Annotated in this window: 20 protein-coding genes and 1 riboswitch; of the genes, 7 read left to right on the top strand and 13 right to left on the bottom strand. The window is 36.3% G+C overall.

Annotated features, from left to right (window positions below):
- Nucleotides 1-162: 162 nt before the first annotated feature.
- Nucleotides 163-1149 carry a DMT family transporter gene (locus GMB86_RS08780; protein ID WP_155218756.1) on the top strand — a complete coding sequence of 329 codons (987 nt, stop codon included), beginning with the start codon at nucleotides 163-165 and terminating at the stop codon, nucleotides 1147-1149.
- A 223-nt stretch (nucleotides 1150-1372) separates the two neighbouring features.
- Nucleotides 1373-2458 carry a 3-phosphoserine/phosphohydroxythreonine transaminase gene (gene serC, locus GMB86_RS08775; protein WP_155218754.1) on the top strand — a complete coding sequence of 362 codons (1086 nt, stop codon included), beginning with the start codon at nucleotides 1373-1375 and terminating at the stop codon, nucleotides 2456-2458.
- Between the two features lie 305 nt (nucleotides 2459-2763).
- Here the strand turns inward: serC and GMB86_RS08770 are convergent, their stop codons facing one another.
- Nucleotides 2764-3966: an aminotransferase-like domain-containing protein gene (locus GMB86_RS08770; RefSeq protein ID WP_155218752.1), complete on the bottom strand. Its 1203-nt coding sequence runs from the start codon at nucleotides 3964-3966 to the stop codon at nucleotides 2764-2766.
- Nucleotides 3967-4201: 235 nt separating this feature from the next.
- Here GMB86_RS08770 and GMB86_RS08765 point away from each other — a divergent pair, with 235 nt between their 5' ends.
- Nucleotides 4202-4357 carry a hypothetical protein gene (locus GMB86_RS08765; RefSeq protein ID WP_155218750.1) on the top strand — a complete coding sequence of 52 codons (156 nt, stop codon included), beginning with the start codon at nucleotides 4202-4204 and terminating at the stop codon, nucleotides 4355-4357.
- A gap of 96 nt (nucleotides 4358-4453) precedes the next feature.
- Here GMB86_RS08765 and GMB86_RS08760 read toward each other — a convergent pair whose 3' ends face one another.
- Nucleotides 4454-4654: a CsbD family protein gene (locus GMB86_RS08760; RefSeq protein ID WP_155218748.1), complete on the bottom strand. Its 201-nt coding sequence runs from the start codon at nucleotides 4652-4654 to the stop codon at nucleotides 4454-4456.
- A 392-nt stretch (nucleotides 4655-5046) separates the two neighbouring features.
- Between GMB86_RS08760 and GMB86_RS08755 the strand changes: the two genes are divergently transcribed.
- Nucleotides 5047-5589 (top strand): flavodoxin family protein, encoded by a 543-nt coding sequence (locus GMB86_RS08755; RefSeq protein WP_155218746.1) that lies wholly within the window; start codon nucleotides 5047-5049, stop codon nucleotides 5587-5589.
- Between the two features lie 28 nt (nucleotides 5590-5617).
- Entirely contained in the window at nucleotides 5618-6544 is a 927-nt protein-coding gene (rarD, locus tag GMB86_RS08750; RefSeq protein WP_155218744.1) for an EamA family transporter RarD, read from the top strand.
- Nucleotides 6545-6594: 50 nt separating this feature from the next.
- Here the strand turns inward: rarD and ribH are convergent, their stop codons facing one another.
- From ribH to ribD, 4 genes are read right to left on the bottom strand one after another with little or no spacing between them, the layout of a single operon-like run.
- Nucleotides 6595-7065: a 6,7-dimethyl-8-ribityllumazine synthase gene (ribH, locus tag GMB86_RS08745; RefSeq protein WP_155218742.1), complete on the bottom strand. Its 471-nt coding sequence runs from the start codon at nucleotides 7063-7065 to the stop codon at nucleotides 6595-6597.
- A 54-nt stretch (nucleotides 7066-7119) separates the two neighbouring features.
- A complete protein-coding gene (locus GMB86_RS08740; protein WP_155218740.1) occupies nucleotides 7120-8313 on the bottom strand; it encodes a bifunctional 3,4-dihydroxy-2-butanone-4-phosphate synthase/GTP cyclohydrolase II in 1194 nt (397 codons plus the stop codon).
- A gap of 18 nt (nucleotides 8314-8331) precedes the next feature.
- On the bottom strand, nucleotides 8332-8970 hold the full coding sequence (gene ribE / locus GMB86_RS08735; protein ID WP_155218738.1) for a riboflavin synthase: 639 nt from the start codon (nucleotides 8968-8970) through the stop codon (nucleotides 8332-8334).
- A gap of 4 nt (nucleotides 8971-8974) precedes the next feature.
- Nucleotides 8975-10066, bottom strand: a complete 1092-nt coding sequence (ribD, locus tag GMB86_RS08730; protein WP_196220169.1) for a bifunctional diaminohydroxyphosphoribosylaminopyrimidine deaminase/5-amino-6-(5-phosphoribosylamino)uracil reductase RibD — start codon at nucleotides 10064-10066, stop codon at nucleotides 8975-8977.
- 216 nt (nucleotides 10067-10282) lie between these two features.
- Nucleotides 10283-10431, bottom strand: a riboswitch (FMN riboswitch).
- Between the two features lie 433 nt (nucleotides 10432-10864).
- Between ribD and GMB86_RS08725 the strand changes: the two genes are divergently transcribed.
- Nucleotides 10865-11017, top strand: coding sequence for a hypothetical protein (locus tag GMB86_RS08725; RefSeq protein ID WP_155218736.1), 153 nt, complete (start codon nucleotides 10865-10867; stop codon nucleotides 11015-11017).
- Between the two features lie 150 nt (nucleotides 11018-11167).
- Here the strand turns inward: GMB86_RS08725 and GMB86_RS08720 are convergent, their stop codons facing one another.
- Nucleotides 11168-12523, bottom strand: coding sequence for a PFL family protein (locus GMB86_RS08720; RefSeq protein ID WP_155218734.1), 1356 nt, complete (start codon nucleotides 12521-12523; stop codon nucleotides 11168-11170).
- A 13-nt stretch (nucleotides 12524-12536) separates the two neighbouring features.
- Nucleotides 12537-12806, bottom strand: a complete 270-nt coding sequence (locus GMB86_RS08715; protein ID WP_155218732.1) for an ACT domain-containing protein — start codon at nucleotides 12804-12806, stop codon at nucleotides 12537-12539.
- A 174-nt stretch (nucleotides 12807-12980) separates the two neighbouring features.
- On the opposite strand from GMB86_RS08715, the gene GMB86_RS08710 reads away from it, so the two are divergent.
- Nucleotides 12981-13358, top strand: a complete 378-nt coding sequence (locus GMB86_RS08710; RefSeq protein ID WP_230459059.1) for a hypothetical protein — start codon at nucleotides 12981-12983, stop codon at nucleotides 13356-13358.
- A 104-nt stretch (nucleotides 13359-13462) separates the two neighbouring features.
- Here the strand turns inward: GMB86_RS08710 and GMB86_RS08705 are convergent, their stop codons facing one another.
- The 5 genes from GMB86_RS08705 to GMB86_RS08685 all read right to left on the bottom strand — a co-directional run bounded on the left by GMB86_RS08705 (nucleotide 13463) and on the right by GMB86_RS08685 (nucleotide 18740).
- Nucleotides 13463-14299: a helix-turn-helix transcriptional regulator gene (locus GMB86_RS08705; protein ID WP_373681550.1), complete on the bottom strand. Its 837-nt coding sequence runs from the start codon at nucleotides 14297-14299 to the stop codon at nucleotides 13463-13465.
- Between the two features lie 121 nt (nucleotides 14300-14420).
- Nucleotides 14421-14816 (bottom strand): carboxymuconolactone decarboxylase family protein, encoded by a 396-nt coding sequence (locus GMB86_RS08700; RefSeq protein ID WP_141190982.1) that lies wholly within the window; start codon nucleotides 14814-14816, stop codon nucleotides 14421-14423.
- Nucleotides 14816-16021, bottom strand: a complete 1206-nt coding sequence (locus GMB86_RS08695) for an MFS transporter (protein WP_141190983.1) — start codon at nucleotides 16019-16021, stop codon at nucleotides 14816-14818. Before GMB86_RS08695 ends, GMB86_RS08700 begins: the two co-directional genes overlap by 1 nt.
- Before the next feature lie 558 nt (nucleotides 16022-16579).
- On the bottom strand, nucleotides 16580-16831 hold the full coding sequence (locus GMB86_RS08690; RefSeq protein WP_141190984.1) for a hypothetical protein: 252 nt from the start codon (nucleotides 16829-16831) through the stop codon (nucleotides 16580-16582).
- Between the two features lie 190 nt (nucleotides 16832-17021).
- Entirely contained in the window at nucleotides 17022-18740 is a 1719-nt protein-coding gene (locus GMB86_RS08685) for a sensor domain-containing protein (protein WP_141190985.1), read from the bottom strand.
- Nucleotides 18741-18857 lie beyond the last annotated feature (117 nt).

Here is an 18857-nt window from a genome sequence, read left to right as displayed (position 1 = left end):
TTTTAAATATACTTTGTGAATCATTATACTAATACTATAAGAATGAATGCAACTAGATGTGAGGAAGAATTCTAATCATAGCGAGGCAATTAATCTCATGTTACTTTGCTTTATGCATTTACATTCACAACTTTGACGAGACATTTGGAGATGAATTAGAAAATGAAGAAAGGTTTTATTTATATTTTTCTATCTGCGATTTTATTTAGTACGATGGAAATCGCTTTAAAACAAGCAGCACATGATTTTAACTCAATTCAGATTACATTTATGCGTTTTCTTATCGGATCTATAATATTAATGCCACTCGCGATTAAACATTTGCGCGCGAGAAATGTATCACTTGAAAAACGTCATTTCACTTTTTTTGCTTTAACCGGATTAATTATGGTTGTTATAAGTATGAGTTTATTTCAGATATCGATCATTTACGGAAAAGCATCGATTGTCGCCATCCTTTTTAGTTGTAACCCAATCTTCATCATTCCTCTAGCCCATTTTCTACTAAACGAAAAAATAACCAAACAAGTTTTGTTATCATTAATGATTAGTCTAATAGGTATTGTTTGTATCATTAATCCTTTTCAATTAAGTCATGCATTAAGTATATTACTCGCTTTACTCTCAGCTTTCGCTTTTGCGATTTATGGTGTTATCGGTAGCAAAGGAAGTAAGAAGAACGGATTTGATGGCGTTGTCCTCAGTAGTTTCAGCTTTTTAATGGGTAGTCTCGAAATGTTCGTGCTCATGCTGATCTCAAGGGTGCCCTTGGTATCATCATGGCTCACGAACCATGGACTTGAAACGTTTAGTAACATCCCCATCATTCATGGCATTAGTTGGCATAGTTTACCTAGCTTAATTTACGTAGGCGTTTTTGTCACCGGATTCGGATTTGCTTTTTACTTCCTAGCTATGGAAGCAACCAATGTAACAACAGCATCAATGGTCTTCTTTATTAAACCTGCTTTATCACCGATTTTTGCTTTAATCCTGATACACGAGGCCATAACGATTAATACCATTATCGGAATCGTATTGATTCTAGCAGGATCAACCATAACATTATTAACTAACAAAACTCCTAAACTTGCAAAAAGAAAAACGCAACGAAGGAGACATCACCGTCCGATTCGACATGCACATTAAATGCAAGTTATATTGTTTAATTAAAAGACATGTAGGTTTCTATCTACATGTCTTTTTTGGATAAAGTTATATATTTTGTGAAAATTGAATCCTTAAAATAAAAAATAAATCATAAATTTCGATATTTTTCGCTTCATTTGGTTTAACTTTTGGTACAATAGGGTTACACAATTTTTACTTTCGCAAAATAGCGAATAAAGCTTTTACTTTGGGAGGCCATACAATGAATCGCGCATTGAATTTTAACGCTGGACCCGCTGCACTACCTGAGTGGGTGCTAGAAGAAGCTAAGAAAACATGGATGGACTTTAATCATACAGGCATGTCCGTAATGGAATTAAGCCATCGCAGTAAAACGTATGATGATGTTCATAATGAAGCTATTACACGTTTACGTAACTTATTATCGATTCCTGACAACTATGAAGTTCTCTTACTTCAAGGTGGAGCAAGTCTTCAATTTACAATGATTCCAATGAATATCCTTACAGAAGGAAAAGTTGGGGCTTATGTCTTGACTGGATCTTGGTCCCAAAAGGCATTAAAAGAAGCGGAAAAACTAGGTGAAACGACCGTCCTTGCATCAAGTAAGGATTCTAACTATACATTCATTCCTGAATTTGATAAAAATACAATTCCTGAAAATGCAGCTTATGTTCACATCACAAGCAACAATACAATTTACGGTACTGAGTGGCAAGATTTCCCTGAAGGTCTGACAGTTCCTCTCGTGGCCGATATGTCAAGTGACATTCTTAGTCGCCCACTTAACGTCGAACAATTCGACCTCATTTATGCTGGTGCACAAAAGAATTTGGGACCATCTGGCGTAACCGTTGTTATTATTAAAAAAGATCTATTGGAACGTTCAAGTGACAACTTACCTACGATGTTAAATTACAACACACATGCTAAAAGCAATTCTTTATTCAATACACCACCTACTCTAGGAATCTATCTATTATCTCTCGTTCTTAAATGGGCAGAGAATGTTGGCGGGGTTGAGGCCATTGCTAAAATAAATCAACAAAAAGCCCAACTTTTATATGATGTGATTGATGGTAGTGATGGTTTTTATAAAGGACATGCAGAAAAAGATAGCCGTTCGAAAATGAATGTGACCTTTACTCTTCCGACAGATGAACTATCAAAAGACTTCCTTAATCAAGCGAAAGAAGCCGGTTTTGTTGGATTGAATGGTCACCGTTCAGTTGGAGGATGCCGTGCTTCGATCTATAACGCTGTTTCCCTTGAAAATGTCAGCCAACTTGCTGAATTTATGAAAAAGTTTCAACAACAAGTTAAATAAACCATAAAGAACCCGCCATCGCGGGTTCTTTTTTTTCCTCAAATCATATTTATAATTGACATATTGTGTTTTTTTCTTCAACAGTCGTATTTTTATCTAACCATGGTAATCGTTCATACCCATTCAAACATTTCTGCAATATTCCCTCGTTCAACCTATTTTAATCACCAATCAAAAAAATAAATTTTCAGAGTTATTAATCTAGAAATAGACCGTGAAAAGTAGATTTTCACTGTCTATTTAAACCTGTATCATTTATCCCGCCTTAACGGCAAGTAAAGACCCCCACTGATGGAAGTTTCACTTTATTTAGCGACCGTTTGTTCATTAACACGCCGAGTGAGTACTTCACCCAAACGCTTCATGCCTTCTTCGATACGATCTTCTGGCATGTTTGAATAATTTAAACGGAATGTATTTCTTTGTGCACTATTTGGGAAGAAAGGTTTTCCTGGTACAAAGGCCACATTATTCTTAATACATTCATTAAAGATATCCTGTGTATCAATGTCTCCAGGTAGTTCAACCCAGATAAACAAACCACCTTCAGGGGCACTATGTTTAGCTTGTTTAGGAAAGTATTTGTCAATACATTGCATCATTTTTTCACGTCTTGAGCGGTATACCTCTTTAATTTTAAGAATATGAGCCTCAATGTCGAATAGCTCCATATATTTAGCTGTAATCATTTGAGCAAAGCTATCTGTATGTAAATCAGCTGATTGCTTAAATGCCACATATTTTTCAATAAACCTTGTATCTGCACAAATCCAACCTAGACGTAATCCGGGAGTAAAGATTTTTGAAAAAGTACTTAAGTAAATAACCCGGCCCTCTGTGTCAAAGTGTTTGACAGGTGGAAGGGCTTCACCGGCAAAACGAACCGCTCCATAAGGATTGTCTTCAAGAATGACGATATCGTATTTATTGGCGAGTTCAACCATTTTTTTTCTTCGATCCAACTTCATTGTTCGACCAGTTGGGTTTTGAAAATCCGGAATCGTGTATATAAATTTAGCTTGAGGATTGGCTTTTAAGGCTTTTTCTAATTCGTCCATTTTCATTCCATCGTCATCCATGGCTACTTCAACAAAATTGGCATTATATACTTTAAAAGCATTGATGGCAGCTAAATAGGTAGGACTTTCACAGATGACGGTATCGCCTTCATCAATAAAAAGCTTGCCTGTTAAATCTAACCCTTGTTGAGACCCCCCTGTGATGATCACATTGTCAACAGAAGTTTCAATTTCGATGGCCTTCATCCGTTTAACAATTTCTTGTCTTAAAGGAACATAGCCTTCTGTCGTGCTGTACTGCAATGCAGATTGACCAGATTCTGTAAGCACGGCTTCACATGCTACTTTAATATCTTCAATGGGAAAAAGTTCAGGGGCTGGAAGTCCACCCGCAAATGAAATAACTTCAGGTTTCGCGGTAACCTTTAAAATTTCTCTTGTTTCTGAAGCCTGTACATGATTACATCGTTCTGAAAATTGACTACCCATTTTAATGCCTCCAATTTTGTATGGATCATGAAATAACTCTTTCTAAATGTACTTCCAGGCCTTTCACCTGAAGAGAATTGTTATGAGTTATAACATAACACCGATATTCTATTTCCTTCATCTTATCACAATTTGGATCAATTTATTTTGTTGATTATGTATTTTTGTCGATTCTTAGAAAAAAATTTGTAACTTCCATTAGTGGAATTTTCATTGAATTCTAGAAGGCTTTTTCGTGACGGTGGTACTTAAAGTGCATGTTCAAAAAGGCGACAAATTGGAAGCAAGAAGGTTAAGGCAGCGCCGTTTTGAGGACCGGAATGTAGGTTTTTACTACATGAGGACCGGAATAACAAGCCAACGTAGAGATTCGCAGCTTATTATTTGGTGACTTTTTGAACTTCCTCTTAAATATTCATCATAAAAAGACAGCATGACAATACATATGTCACACTGCCTTATTATGTTTCAAGACTTAAATTTTATTTTAATCTTTATTGATTTTTTTCTTAAAGTCATCTCGTACATCTTTCGCTTCGTTCACATTCTCTTGAACTTTGGCTTTAATTTTATCTTTTTTTCCTTCCGCTTCGGTTTCAGCGTTATCCGTATAGTATCCAGCTTTCTCTTTCACTTCACCTTTGACTTTCGTATAAGCAGCTTTGACTTTGTCTGTTGTGTTTGACATCCATTATACCTCCTGTCTTAGGTTAGTTTTTATATTCCCCATCGAGATAAATCTAAACATAACCTTATGGAAAGATAAAAAATGCCATCCAAATTATAACGTGATTAAATTTCTTCTTAGATTAGGCGATGATGAGATGCTTTGGCAAACGCATGACAATCTACAATAGTTTTAAATGTCTAATCTCCATTTTATTCTTTTATCAGATAAACCGATAGAACTTATCATATCTATCTATTTTACTGAATCATAATTAAGATATACAATATTACTAGTGATTTATTAACTGACATTTTTTTAAACAGTGACAAGGAATCTTTGACTCTTTTCTAAGAGATTGTTTGTTAGTTATTTGGGAAAACAGCTTTTATAGTTAACGAGGGGGAGATAAAATGCTCGTTATAGACGGAAATAGCCGAAGTAATGGAAATACACAGACTCTTTTACATATCCTCTTAGACAATATTCCACATGAATATATCTCACTTAGAGATAAAGTTGTCCATCCTATTATTGATGCAAGGCATACTGATGAGGGCTTTCAGCCAATCAAGGATGATTATCAATCCATTATTAAAAACGTATTAGAAAATGATATGATTATCCTTTCGACTCCAATATATTGGTATGGGATGAGCGGCCTTATGAAGAATTTCATTGATCGTTGGTCACAAAGTATGCGAGACCCATCACTTAATTTTAAACAGGGAATGTATAAGAAGAAGATGTATGTTGTTACCGTTGGAGGAGACGAACCAAAAACAAAGGGACTCCCTCTCATTATGCAATTTCAGTATATCTTTGATTTTGTAGGTGCTTCTTTTGAAGGGTATATTCTTGGTAAAGGGAATAAACCGGGGGATATTCTTCAAGATAAAAAGGCTATCAATATAGCTAAATTTTACAATCAAGCATTCCTTCAAACATTGTGTTAAAAATCATTTAAGAAAATGGGGCAAAAGAATGAATTCAGAAAACAGAAATCAAATCGGTATTTTTTGTGCTATCGGCGCTTATTTTATGTGGGGGATTTTCCCGCTTTATTGGAAACCATTAAATGAGGTCCCTGCTTTTGAAATATTGGCTCATCGAATCTTTTGGGCTTTCATCTTCATGATTGTTCTTTTAATTTGGAACAAGAGATTTCATGACTTTATCGTTAATTTTAAGGTCCTGTTCAAACCGATGAATTTTATACTGGTTTTTTTAGCGGCCGTTCTTATCAGCATTAATTGGTGTGTGTACATATGGGCTGTTAATAATGGGCATGTCATTGAGACGAGTTTAGGTTATTATATTAACCCGCTCATTAGTATTTTACTTGCCATTATCTTTTTAAAAGAAAAACTTAATTTATGGCAAATTGTGGCGATTGGATTTGCGACAGTTGGTGTTTTAATTCTTACGATCGAGTATGGCCAAATTCCATATGTGGCTTTAACCCTCGCTTTATCATTTGGCTTTTACGGTCTTGTTAAGAAATTTATCCATTTTGATTCCACCATTGGCTTAACCTATGAAACCCTTTTTGTCACACCGATTGCTCTCGGGTTTCTCATCTTTATTCAAGCAAAAGGAACAGCTGCATTTGGGAATATCTCGCATTTGACAACCATTTTATTAATTGGAACAGGGGTTGCAACCGCCTTACCATTGCTTTGTTTTGCAGAAGCAGGGAAACGAATCCCACTTTCCATGCTTGGTTTCTTTCAATATATAGCACCTACAATGACACTGATACTTGGTCTTACCGTTTTTAAGGAATCTTTCTCCCATGTTCAATTCATCTCGTTTATATTCATATGGATCGCTCTCGTGGTCTTCTCACTGTCAGGAACCAAATTCATGGCCAGACTACTTCCAAAAGGACACTCTGTTCGAGTCAAATAATATAGTTAAAAAAAGGTTTGCTTCAATAGAGCAAACCTTTTTTTGACTCTTTACTTTTCAATACTTGCCGTTAGATTCGCCATTTCAATGGCACTAACAGCCGCATCCCAGCCTTTGTTTCCTGCTTTTGTTCCGGCACGTTCGATTGACTGTTCGATATTTTCCGTTGTCAATACACCAAAGACAATGGGAATTCCAGTTTGGAGATTGAGTGATGCAACCCCTTTTGACACTTCACTGCAAACATAGTCAAAATGAGGTGTTGCCCCGCGAATAACCGTTCCTAATGTAATAATGGCATCATATTTTTTAGTTTCCGCTAATTTTTTGGCAATCAACGGAATTTCAAAAGCACCTGGAACCCACGCAACATCGACATTGTTATCATCCACACCGTGACGTTTTAATGCGTCAAGTGCACCAGACAATAATTTATTTGTGATAAATTCGTTAAACCGCCCCACTACGATACCAACTTTTAAATCAGTTCCAATTAAATGTCCTTCAAATACTGTATTCATCTATATTCTCTCCTTTAAGGGACCTCTTAATCCCGTATGTTTGTGAACGCCCTCTTATAAATGTAACAGGTGTCCCATCTTTTCTAGTTTCGTATGCATATATCGTTCGTTTTCCTTTAATACAGGCATTTCTAATGGAACTCGTTCAATGTCTTCGAAATCAAAGGCTTCTAGACCGGCTATTTTCATTGGATTATTCGTTAATAGTTTAATTTTCTTAACGCCTAGGTCTTGAAGCATTTGCGCCGCAATATCAAAGGTTCGCATATCAGCCGGAAAACCCAATTGTTCGTTAGCTTCTACTGTATCAAAGCCTTGCTCTTGAAGCGCGTAGGCTTTTAATTTATTCATCAAGCCGATGCCTCTTCCTTCTTGGCGAAGATAGAGAAGAACACCTTTACCTTCTTTTTCAATCGTCTGTAAGGCAGCGTGCAATTGAGGGCCACAGTCACAACGGCGTGAACCAAAGACGTCTCCTGTTAGACACTCTGAATGAATTCTGACGAGGATCGGTTCACCGCCAGAGACATCGCCTTTAACTAAAGCAACATGTTCTTTGTCATCAATCAAGCTCGTATAACCAACAGCTTTAAAGTCGCCAAATGATGTCGGCAGGTGAATCTCAACTTCACGATTAATGAAGGCTTCGTGAGTTTTCCGGTAGGCGATTAAGTCTTTGACTGTTATGATGGAAAGTCCAAATTTCTGTGCCATTTGAACAAGCTCTGGATAACGAGCCATCGTACCATTGTCGCTCATAATTTCACAGATAACGGCCGCTGGTTTGGCACCGCATAATTTAGCTAGATCCACCGCTGCTTCGGTATGACCTTGTCGTTTTAGAACACCACCGGCTTTGGCAATAAGTGGAAAAACATGTCCGGGGCGGTTAAAATCACTGGCTGTTGTGTGGTCATCGACCATGGCCTGAATCGTTTGTGAACGTTCGAAAGCACTAATACCTGTTTTCGTCGTTTTATGGTCTATGCTTACGGTAAATGCCGTTCTATGGGCATCGGTATTATGGCTTACCATCGGCACTAAATCTAGAGATTGTGCAAGTTCCTCTGATATAGGGGTACAAATGAGTCCTCTGCCATGTGTCGCCATAAAGTTAATAACTTCAGGTGTTGCTGTTTCAGCTAATGAAATTAAATCACCTTCATTTTCACGATTCTCATCATCACAGACGATAATCAGTTTGCCTTCTTTTAAATCACGAAGGGCTTCATCTATTGAATTTTTCATACGTATCATCCCTAACAACTAATTTGTAAAACCGTGTTTAGCGAGAAAATCCATTGTAATTGAACTGGATGGTGCCGCTTTCTCCTGATTAACATACTTTTGCAAGACATCACACTCAACATTAACATGATCCCCTACTCTTTTTTTACCTAAAATGGTGAATTCAGCCGAATGTGGAATCAGTGAGATAGTAAACGATGTCGCAGTCACATCAAATAGTGTCAAACTCGTCCCATCCACAGCTACCGAACCTTTAAGCACCAATCTATTTGTAATCTGCGGGTCGGCTTGTATCGTCATATAAATAGCGTTACCTTTTTTTGAAATTTGTTTAATTTGTCCAACTCCATCAATATGACCTGTCATAAAATGGCCACCAAATCTTCCATTGGCTGACATCGCCCGTTCTAAATTCACTTCATGATGGGGTTTTAGCCATTTAAGGGTTGTACCCATAATGGTTTCCGGCATCACATCCGCATCAAATCCATTTTTTGAAAAAGAAGTGACGGTTAAACAAACGCCATTGATAGCTATGCTATCACCTAACTTCGTATCGTTTAATATTTCAGATGCCTTAATTGACAACTGAATCGCATCCGTTTTTTTAGTTATACTTAGAACTTGACCCACTTCTTCTACAATCCCTGTAAACAAGACATCACCTTCTTTCAGGTCTAGCTATAATCTTAACATCTCGCCCTATTCTGTCTATTGATTCAATATTCATATGAATAGCTTGCGATAGTTTTGAAATGCCTATTCCACCAAAAATGGAAGGTGCCTTTTCGCCACCAATAATTTTAGGGGCAAAATACATGATGATTTCATCAAAGCAACCTTCTTTTACAAAACTTTCATGAATGGTTGCTCCGCCTTCAACTAAAAGAGATGTGACTAATTTTTCTCCTAGAAGATGGAGAACATCTTTTATCTTAATCTTATCGACTGGTAGCTCGTATATAGTGACGTGACCCTGTTTCATCAAACGACGTTTCTTTTCTTGATCAATCTGAGATCCTGTCATAATCCATGTTGGCGCCGCTTGATCTTTGATCACTTGACTCTCTTCTGGTGTTCTTAAATACGTATCTAGAATGATACGAATCGGGTTTTTCCCACCATGAGGTAATCGAGTCGTTAAACTTGGGTTATCTGTTATGACCGTATTGACACCGACAAGAATACTGTCATGTTGATGACGAAGTTGATGAACATCCTGGCGAGACTCTTCTCCTGTTATCCACTGACTCTCACCTGTTACTGTTGCCGTTTTTCCATCGACACTGCTAGCGGTCTTCAATGTTACAAACGGTACTTTCTTCTTCATATAATGAAAGAAAAATTTATTGAGTTGATCCGCTTGTTCTTTCAAAATGCCTGTCTCTACCGTAATTCCTGCTTGTCTTATTCTTTCTAAACCTTTACCTGACACAAGAGGATTCGGATCATTAGAAGCCACAACCACTCTTTTTAATTCCTTTTCAATAATTAGATCAGCACAAGGCGGTGTTTTACCAAAATGAGAACAAGGCTCTAATGTGACATAAATCGTAGCACCTCTTGCTCGCTCACCTGCCATTCGAAGGGCTTGAACTTCTGCATGTGCTTCTCCTGCTTTTAAATGAGCACCCATGCCGACTATCTCACCATGATGAACAACAACCGCGCCAACTGCGGGATTAGGACTGGTCTGTCCAACTGTTGCTTTGGCTAAATCTATCGCCAGTTTCATATAATCTTGATCATTCAATGTCTCACCTGCTCACTTTTATCCATTTAAAAACCCCTGAAGATACGTATCTTCAGGGGTGATGAGTTTTAAAATCATAGGAGTGTATTAAAAAGAGGTGTGTGTTTTTATATCGGAAAGAAAGCAACATTATTCATATTGACAGAATAATGATGTTACTTTGTCTCTAAAAATAGATGAAGACGCAACCAACACACGACTCGTTTGCACTCATTTACGATCCTTCTCCCATCCAGACTGTACTGTCGGCTTCAGTTTCTCACTGAATCCACCGCTTATCTTAAAAGATAACCGGGTCACGGGCTTAGATACTTTAAAGCATCATCACCGCCGGTTGGGAATTTCACCCTACCCCGAAGGACTAAATTCGTTTATATGTTATTGTGATCCTAGTTTATCAGAAATAAAAAAGAAATGCATCTTTTTTGTTTTAAATTTCAATCATCTTTGTAAATATTTCTCAAACCTATTGTAAATACACGTTTTTACTACATAATTTATGATACTCTTATTTTGCAAGTCAGCCGATGTTGGACAATTTTAGCCCCAGGTTGTGCAAATCGGCTTGAGGTTATTGAATAGCTTTACGAAGTTCTTCAATCTAGCAGCAGCTTATAAAGTGAAGCTTCCATCAGTGGGGGTTTTCTTAATCCCCCACTGATGGTTAGCTGAACCAATCGGACCTTTACGGGCAGTTGATCCCCCACCGATCTTCCTTGAATACTCAGAATCTTGAGGTGGGGGTCTCTACTTGCCGTTAAGGTGGGATAAATCTCAAAGAAATAAGGAGGTGATTACTTGGTAAGGATCCTTGATTCAAAAAATAAAGAATCGATTCATCATGATGAGATACTGATTACTAATGACAAAGTCATCCTTGTTATAAAGAAGGAGTCTGCCGCTCAATTTCTCGCTTTTGGCTATAGAGTTATTAATACAAAAAAAGCTTAGCTAATGTATCTTCTTCTCTCATTTTTTAAACACTCTCTTACTACCCCCCATAATTCCTCTTACATACCATCATCTATCTAAACCAGCTACCTTGTGTTTCAAAATAAAAGGACAAATCCTTTAATAGGATCCATCCTTTAATCATGTTGTTTAGTTTTTAAATGAATGTATTGGGGCTGGAATGCGTCCACCTCGAGCAATAAAGTCATCAGAAGAAAATGGATTCACTTTCATAACAGGTGCATGTCCAAGTAAACCACCAAATTCAACTGTATCGCCAACTTTTGTATTTGGAGCAGGAATAATTCGAACGGCTGTCGTTTTATTGTTGATTACACCGATGGCAGCTTCGTCAGCAATCATCGCCGATATTGTTGCTGCTGGAGTATCCCCTGGTATAGCAATCATATCTAGGCCAACTGAACAAATAGCTGTCATCGCCTCAAGTTTTTCTAAATTGAGCGAGCCATTATTCACGGCATCGATCATTCCTGCGTCCTCTGAAACTGGAATGAATGCTCCGCTTAATCCACCAACATGTCCACATGCCATAACGCCGCCTTTTTTGACCGCATCATTCAATAAAGCCAGTGCGGCTGTTGTGCCATGTGTACCGACAACTTCAAGTCCCATTTCCTCTAAAATATGAGCTACAGAATCCCCAACAGCAGGTGTTGGAGCAAGAGACAAGTCAACGATACCAAAAGGAACACCGAGTCGTTTAGAAGCTTCTTGACCTACCAGTTGGCCCATTCTTGTTATTTTAAAGGCAATTTTTTTCACTGTTTCTGCCACAACATCAAAAGGTTCACCTTTAACTTTTTCAAGCGCTCGTTTAACGACTCCTGGTCCGCTAACACCGACATTTATGACACAATCGGCTTCACCGACACCGTGAAAAGCCCCTGCCATGAAAGGGTTATCTTCCACGGCGTTTGCAAAAATAACCAGCTTCGCACAGCCTAATCCTTGAGTATCAGATGTCAACTCAGCTGTTTTCTTCACGACCGTGCCAAGTTCTTTCACTGCATCCATATTAATTCCTGAGCGTGTGGAGCCAACGTTGACGGATGAACAGACACGGTCAGTTACGCTAAGCGCCTCTGGAATGGATTGAATTAAGATCTGATCACCTTTATTGTATCCTTTTTGAACCAAAGCCGAAAAACCGCCAATAAAATTGACTCCCACTTCTTTTGCCGCTTTATCGAGTGTTTTTGCAAAAGCGACATAGTCTTTATCATCTGTAGCCCCTGCAATGAGTGCGATCGGTGTGATAGAAATACGTTTATTTATAATTGGGATACCAAATTCCGACTCGATATGCTCTCCAACTTCGACTAAATGCTTGGCTTTGCTAGTAATTTTTTCATAAATACGTTGTCGAGCTTTATCTCCATCTGAATCGATACAATCCAGTAATGAAATGCCCATCGTAATCGTTCGAATATCTAATTTTTCTTCTTCAATCATGCGTATGGTTTCTAGTATCTGTGTTGTTTCCATGATTTACCTCACCTCACAAACTGTGCATTGACTTGAATATTTCTTCGCGTTGAATTTTAATTTGTACGTGTAATTCATCGCCTTTCGCTGACAATGCTGTTTTTATATCATCAAAGCTTTCTGTCACTTTTTCTAGATCAAGGATCATCATCATCGTAAAATAACCATTCATAATCGTTTGACTCACATCTAATATGTTCACATTGAGATCCGCTAATTTTTGACTCACACCAGCAATGATCCCAACGTTATCTTTTCCTATAACCGTCAATATGGCCCGCATTTCAAACAACACTCCTTATATATACTAACTTTATTATACGTGAATAAGAAGGCAATACACTATTAGAATTCGACATAATTGAAAACTAAGTCATTTAAGATCTAAAATATTTATTTCGTAACCTAAACATACTTAGGTGCATATCTTGGTATAGCAAAGGAGGAGATATGACGTATGTATCCAGAAAATGAACAAATGGGTCAGCAAGGTTTTGATATGAACTCTGATTTTGTTAGAGATCAGGAACAAAGTAATATTAAACAAATTTGCCAAAAGTATATGAATTATCATGTTGTTGGTCAAATGAAAGATGGTAAAAAAATAGAAGGTATTCTAACAGGTATGGACGATCAACATGTTATGTTATTGGTTCCTGAAGACGTAAGTGAAAGTGAAAGAGAATCATCCGATGAAAGATATTATGGCGGTGGTTATGGTGGTTATCCAAGATACCGTCGATTTAGACCTTATCGCTTTCCATATTTCCAATTCGTCTTTCCATTCTTCTATCCTTATCCTTATTACTATCCTTACTATCCATATCCTTACTAATGATAAAAAGATGGCCCTTGACCAAGAAAAAGACCAAGGGCTTTTCCATCGGCTTTAAAAAATAGTCGTTATTTTCTTTTTATTCTAGGAAAATGCGACTAATGTTAACCATTTAATAATCTTTCCATTTTCTCTGCCGTATGACCTTTCTCCAAAGGCCGATAAATCGTTAACTTAAGATCTGGAGAATCATAAACTTGTAATGTCATATGTTCCATAAATAATGTTCCTATGTAAGGATGTCTAATTTCTTTTTCCCCAATGGGTGTACCTAAAATTTCTTGATCCCCCCACCAATTGTTGAATTTTTCACTAGTGGTTCTTAATTCATCGATTAAATCTTTATACCATCTTTCACCAATAAATCGGTTGGTTGTTGCTCTAAATTGTGCAAGTAAGCGTTTCGCATGATCTTCCCAATTTACAAGGAGTTCTTTATAGTCTTTAGAGCAAAAACATCTCCAAAGAGCATTTTTCTCTTTTGAACTCATTTTAGTAAAATCCCCAAAAACTTTACAAGCCGCTTTATTCCAAGATATTACATCCCATTTTTCATTAGTCACATATATCGGACAATCTTTTTGATGGTTAATGAAATTTTGTACAACTGGATGTAAGGTATCGACTATATCAGAATTGTTGTCCAAAGGGATTTGATGGTTTGCTAACAGGTAAATATGTTTCCGTTCTTCATGATTTAATTTTAAAATTCTTGAGATACTATCTAACACTTGTGTTGAAACTTGAATATCACGTCCTTGTTCCAACCACGTGTACCAAGTTAAACCAATTCCTGCTAACTGAGATAGTTCTTCTCTTCTTAATCCTATTGCTTTTCTTCTTTTACCAATAGGTAAACCAAACTCTGTAGGTGATATTTTTCCTCTCTTTGATTTAAGAAATTTTCCTAGTTCTTTTTTTCTTTCTTTATCCATACTCACAGTTCATTCCTCCCGACTATTCTTTTTAGGAGTCTTTAACTTAGAATATCAAAAAATAAAGAGAGCGGGAATTTTCCCACTCTGAAAAGAAACTTTGTTTTAAATTCGACCATACGTTAATTTATATATTCTTTGCTTTTCTATCTTCAAAAACTTCTGTAGCTACTGTTAAAATTGTATTCAATCCACTCGGAAACCCTGAATAAATAATCATTTGCATCATAGCTTCAACAATCTCTTCTTCAGTCCATCCAACGTTTAGTGCTCCATTTATATAAAATTTCAGTTGCTCAATATTACCCATAGCTGTTAAGCCAGCAACAGTGGCCAGAAGGCGTGACTTCAAATCTAAGCCTGGCCTAGAAAAAATTTGTCCATAATTAAATGAAACAGCCAATGTCCCCAAATCCGGAGCAATTGAATCTTTAAAGCTATCTACAATACTTTCATAATTCTCACTGTCTATTTGTTTTAAAATATTTAAACCTTTTTCGAAGTTTTCATCTTTTTTTATCATTATTGTCCTCTCCTTTGTGACACTTTTGCTTCTGTATTTATTTTTTTCTTCAAACCAAAAGCTGAAGTAAATGCAACAATGATCATAATTAAACCAACAAAACATACTCCGCCCCATTTATAGTGACTCCAAGCGAGAGTACCTAAATAAGAGCCCAGTGCTCCTCCTAAAAAAGTAGATACCATATAAATGCCATTTAATCGACTTCGTATTTCCTCAGGAAGTAGGAAAATTTGGGCTTGACAAGCAACCTGGTTGGCTTGTGTTCCCATGGTAATAAAGAGGCTACCGATAACAATAGCTATTAAAGAGGTATTCCCTATAGTAAAGAGCATAAAAGAAATGAAACCAAGCAACATACATAAAATGTTTGCAAATGTTGCTCCTTTGTGGTCAATGATTCGTCCAATGATAGGGGTAGCAAAAGCTCCTCCTATCCCCACTAAACCAATTGTTCCTGCTACACTGCTTGAATAATGAAATGGGGAATGACTTAAACGGAAAACTAACGTTGTCCAAAACAAACTAAATGCCCCGAACATCATAGCTTGACTTACGCAGGCTCTCCTTAATATTTTTTCTCTAAGAAAAAGTGGCCAAAGTGATTGAAGTAACTCACCATATTTCATAGATTGAATCCCTTTACTTTTAGGTAAGTGCATTTTTATCAGTAAAATGATCACAAGTGTACATCCAAATGAGATCCAATACATCGATCGCCAACCCAAATAATTATTCACCACACCACTAATAAAACGGGCACCTAATATTCCACAAACTAATCCTATGGCGACATTACCTAATACCTTTCCACGCTCCTTATCGATAGAGAAACTAGCAGCTAATGGCACGATAATTTGCGGCACAATAGTAAAGAAACCTAAAAATAAGTTAGCCATGATCAACCAAATAAAATTTGGTGACAGCGCAGAAGCAACAAGACTTAGACAGACAAACATTAATAACGATAAAATCATTTTTCGTCTTTCAAATAGATCCCCTAACGGCACAAGAGTTAAATTACCTATCGCATAACCAACTTGTGATAGAGTCGCTACTATACCTATTTCTGTTGATGAAATACGAAAAGTTTCTGCCATGCTTAATAATAAATTTTGATTAAGATATACATTGGAAACAGTGAAGCCGCACGTGATGGCCATTAACAGCACGGTACGTCTTGATATTGATCTTTTTTGTTCCATTCCCTCACCTCACTTTCTGAATTAAGATTATAAAAAAAACGCCCCTATTCATAGGAGCGTAGTTATACAGGTACAAAAAGTACCCCTGTAATATTTAAATTAAACTAACTTACTTAATAGCTAGTACCGGAACTTAAATGACTGGAGAAAAAAATATACATTTTATATTTCATCATAACAAGATAAATAGGAAGTGTTTATAAAGATTGATTAATAGGTTGATATAACCTTTCAGTTCCCTTTTCATTAATTGGGAGCAACCTTCAAAATAGCGATAGGTTATGTAAGGGCTTGCCACGACTGTTTGAATCCAAAGTTTGTGGCGTGATATCAAACTTGAAATATTTTAGGCATCTAGTTGACTAACCGAAAACCTTATATTTTATAGTCAATCTGTAGTAAAGATAAAGCACCACATAGGCAAGTGAGTAGCTAACTAACGTCCAGCCGATGTTCCAATCATTTCGATAAATGACTTTTCCAAACAAAACACCGATTAATTCCATAATTGTGGTAATAACAATAAATAAAAAGAACATGACGGTTTTGTTGTATTTTCTATAATGTACAAAGAAAATAAAAAGACAGCCTAGAATAGGATATACCGACCACATAAGGGATAGCTGCTAATGAAATTTCTGTGAATCTCACATCCAGTCTCCAAAAGAAGTTAAAACCAAACTGGTTGATAAGTAAACTAATAGCCATTACAGCGGGAACAAAAGTCAATAGTAACTTTATTTTATTTCTGAAAATAAAGCCTGCAATAATCCATGGAATGACAAATCCAGCTAATATATGAAATAACAAGAGAATGTCCCTCATTTTTTCCTATTTCATTAATTAGTCATTTTTATCCATAACGAGGAAGTTTTATACAAGGTAAGTGAATAAGACTAAGTCATATGGTGTAATAAAAAAATTAGATAAGTAGGTTATCAAGGTACCAACCTATTGAATCAACAACCTACACTTCAAATCGAGAACTATGAATAAAGTTTCATATTTTTAATTTCATCGTCTTGAAATCTTCAATATATTTCTGAAATCTATCAGCATTGATAGGCTTACTCCAATAGAAACCTTGACCCTCATGACAATTCTGTTGCTTTAAATAGTCCAGTTGTTCCTTTGTTTCGATTCCTTCAGCAATAACCCTATGATTTAGATGTTCTCCCATGCTTATGATTGTATTTACGATCACTTTTCCATCTAAATCCAACTCTTTGATAAAAGATTTATCAATCTTTAGAGTATCTATTGGAAGTTGTTTTAAATAACTCAAAGATGAATATCCTGTTCCAAAATCATCAATGGAGATGCCTATTTTATGCGATTTTAAATCTCTTAGAATTTTTTCAGATTCCTTCATATCCAATATCGTTCCCTCAGTTATTTCAATTTCTAAATAAGCTGGATCAAGCCTGGCCTCATCAAGAATTTTTTCTAAATTTTTCACAAATGATGTGTCCTTAAACTGAATTGGAGAGACATTGACGCATATTCTCTTTAATTTAATTCCTTGAATGAGCCATGATTTCATTTGACAACACACTTTTTGTAATACCCAGTTGCCTATTTCCGTGATTAGATCAAATTCTTCTAACAAAGGAATAAACTCTGATGGCGGTACATGTCCCAAAATAGGACTTTCCCAACGTAGCAAGGCCTCAGCTGCACTAATTGTATTATGAGTTAAATTAATAATTGGTTGATAGACAATATGAAACTGATTATTCCTCAAAGCATTTCTAAGCTCATTTTCTATTTTGTAATAACGTTCTAATTCATTGTTTTGATTAGGAGTATTGAAACAATAAGAATTACCTATTTGTTTTTTTGCATGATACATAGCGATATCAGCTTGTTTTATTAAAGTGTCTACCAATCCATCGATATTTGTTTGTTCAGAGTCAATACGCCCCAAGCTTATGCCAATACTGACCGATACTCCAATTTGTTTTTTCTCAAAAACCAGAAAGGGAGCTGAAATATTGTCTATTAGTTTTTCAATGACTACGATGACATTTTCTTTGACCATCACGTTATCAAGAATGATGATAAACTCGTCACCACCTTGCCGTACAATGAGATCGTCTTCTCGAAGACACTTCTTAATACGATTCGCAAATTTCTCTAATAAGGAATCTCCAATGTTATGACCATATTTATCGTTAATTGATTTGAATCTATCAATATCTAGAAATAAAACAGCCATGTTTTTGGTTTTAACATTTTTAAGATTGCCAACCCACTTTTTTAGCATGTTTCGATTAGGTAAAGTGGTAAGCGGATCATAAAAAGCCATGACTTCAATGTTTTTCTCATAAACTTTAAGTGATGTTATATCGTGTCTTATTGCTATATATTGATACGGTTTGCCGTTATCTTTTAAAAATGGAACAATGGTTGTATCGACCCAATAGTAACTCCCATCTTTGGCCTTATTCTTAATCTCACCTTTCCAAACATGGCCAGTTCCAATGGTACGCCACATGTCTTTAAAAAAGGATTTATCATGGTAACCTGAATTTATAATACTATGTTTACTGCCTTCTAATTCTTCTTTACTGTACTTAGATATTTCACAAAACTTCTTGTTAGCAAATCGTATAACCCCTTTGTTATCTGTTATGGCAACAATGGACGATTCATTTAAGGCTATCTCAAGATCTCTCAACTTTTTTTGAGCTTCACCTAGTTGTTTTATATAATTCACTCATATCACCCTTGACATCCTGTTTTATATAATGAATACTGCATCCTATTATTGTGACTATAATCACACCTTGTTTTTAAAAACTAACATATTTTATATTTCAAGGATGTGATAGAT

It is taken from the genome of Terrilactibacillus tamarindi (assembly GCF_009718825.1).
GTDB lineage: Bacteria > Bacillota > Bacilli > Bacillales > Sporolactobacillaceae > Terrilactibacillus > Terrilactibacillus tamarindi.
This window is presented reverse-complemented; position numbering and strand designations above follow the sequence as displayed.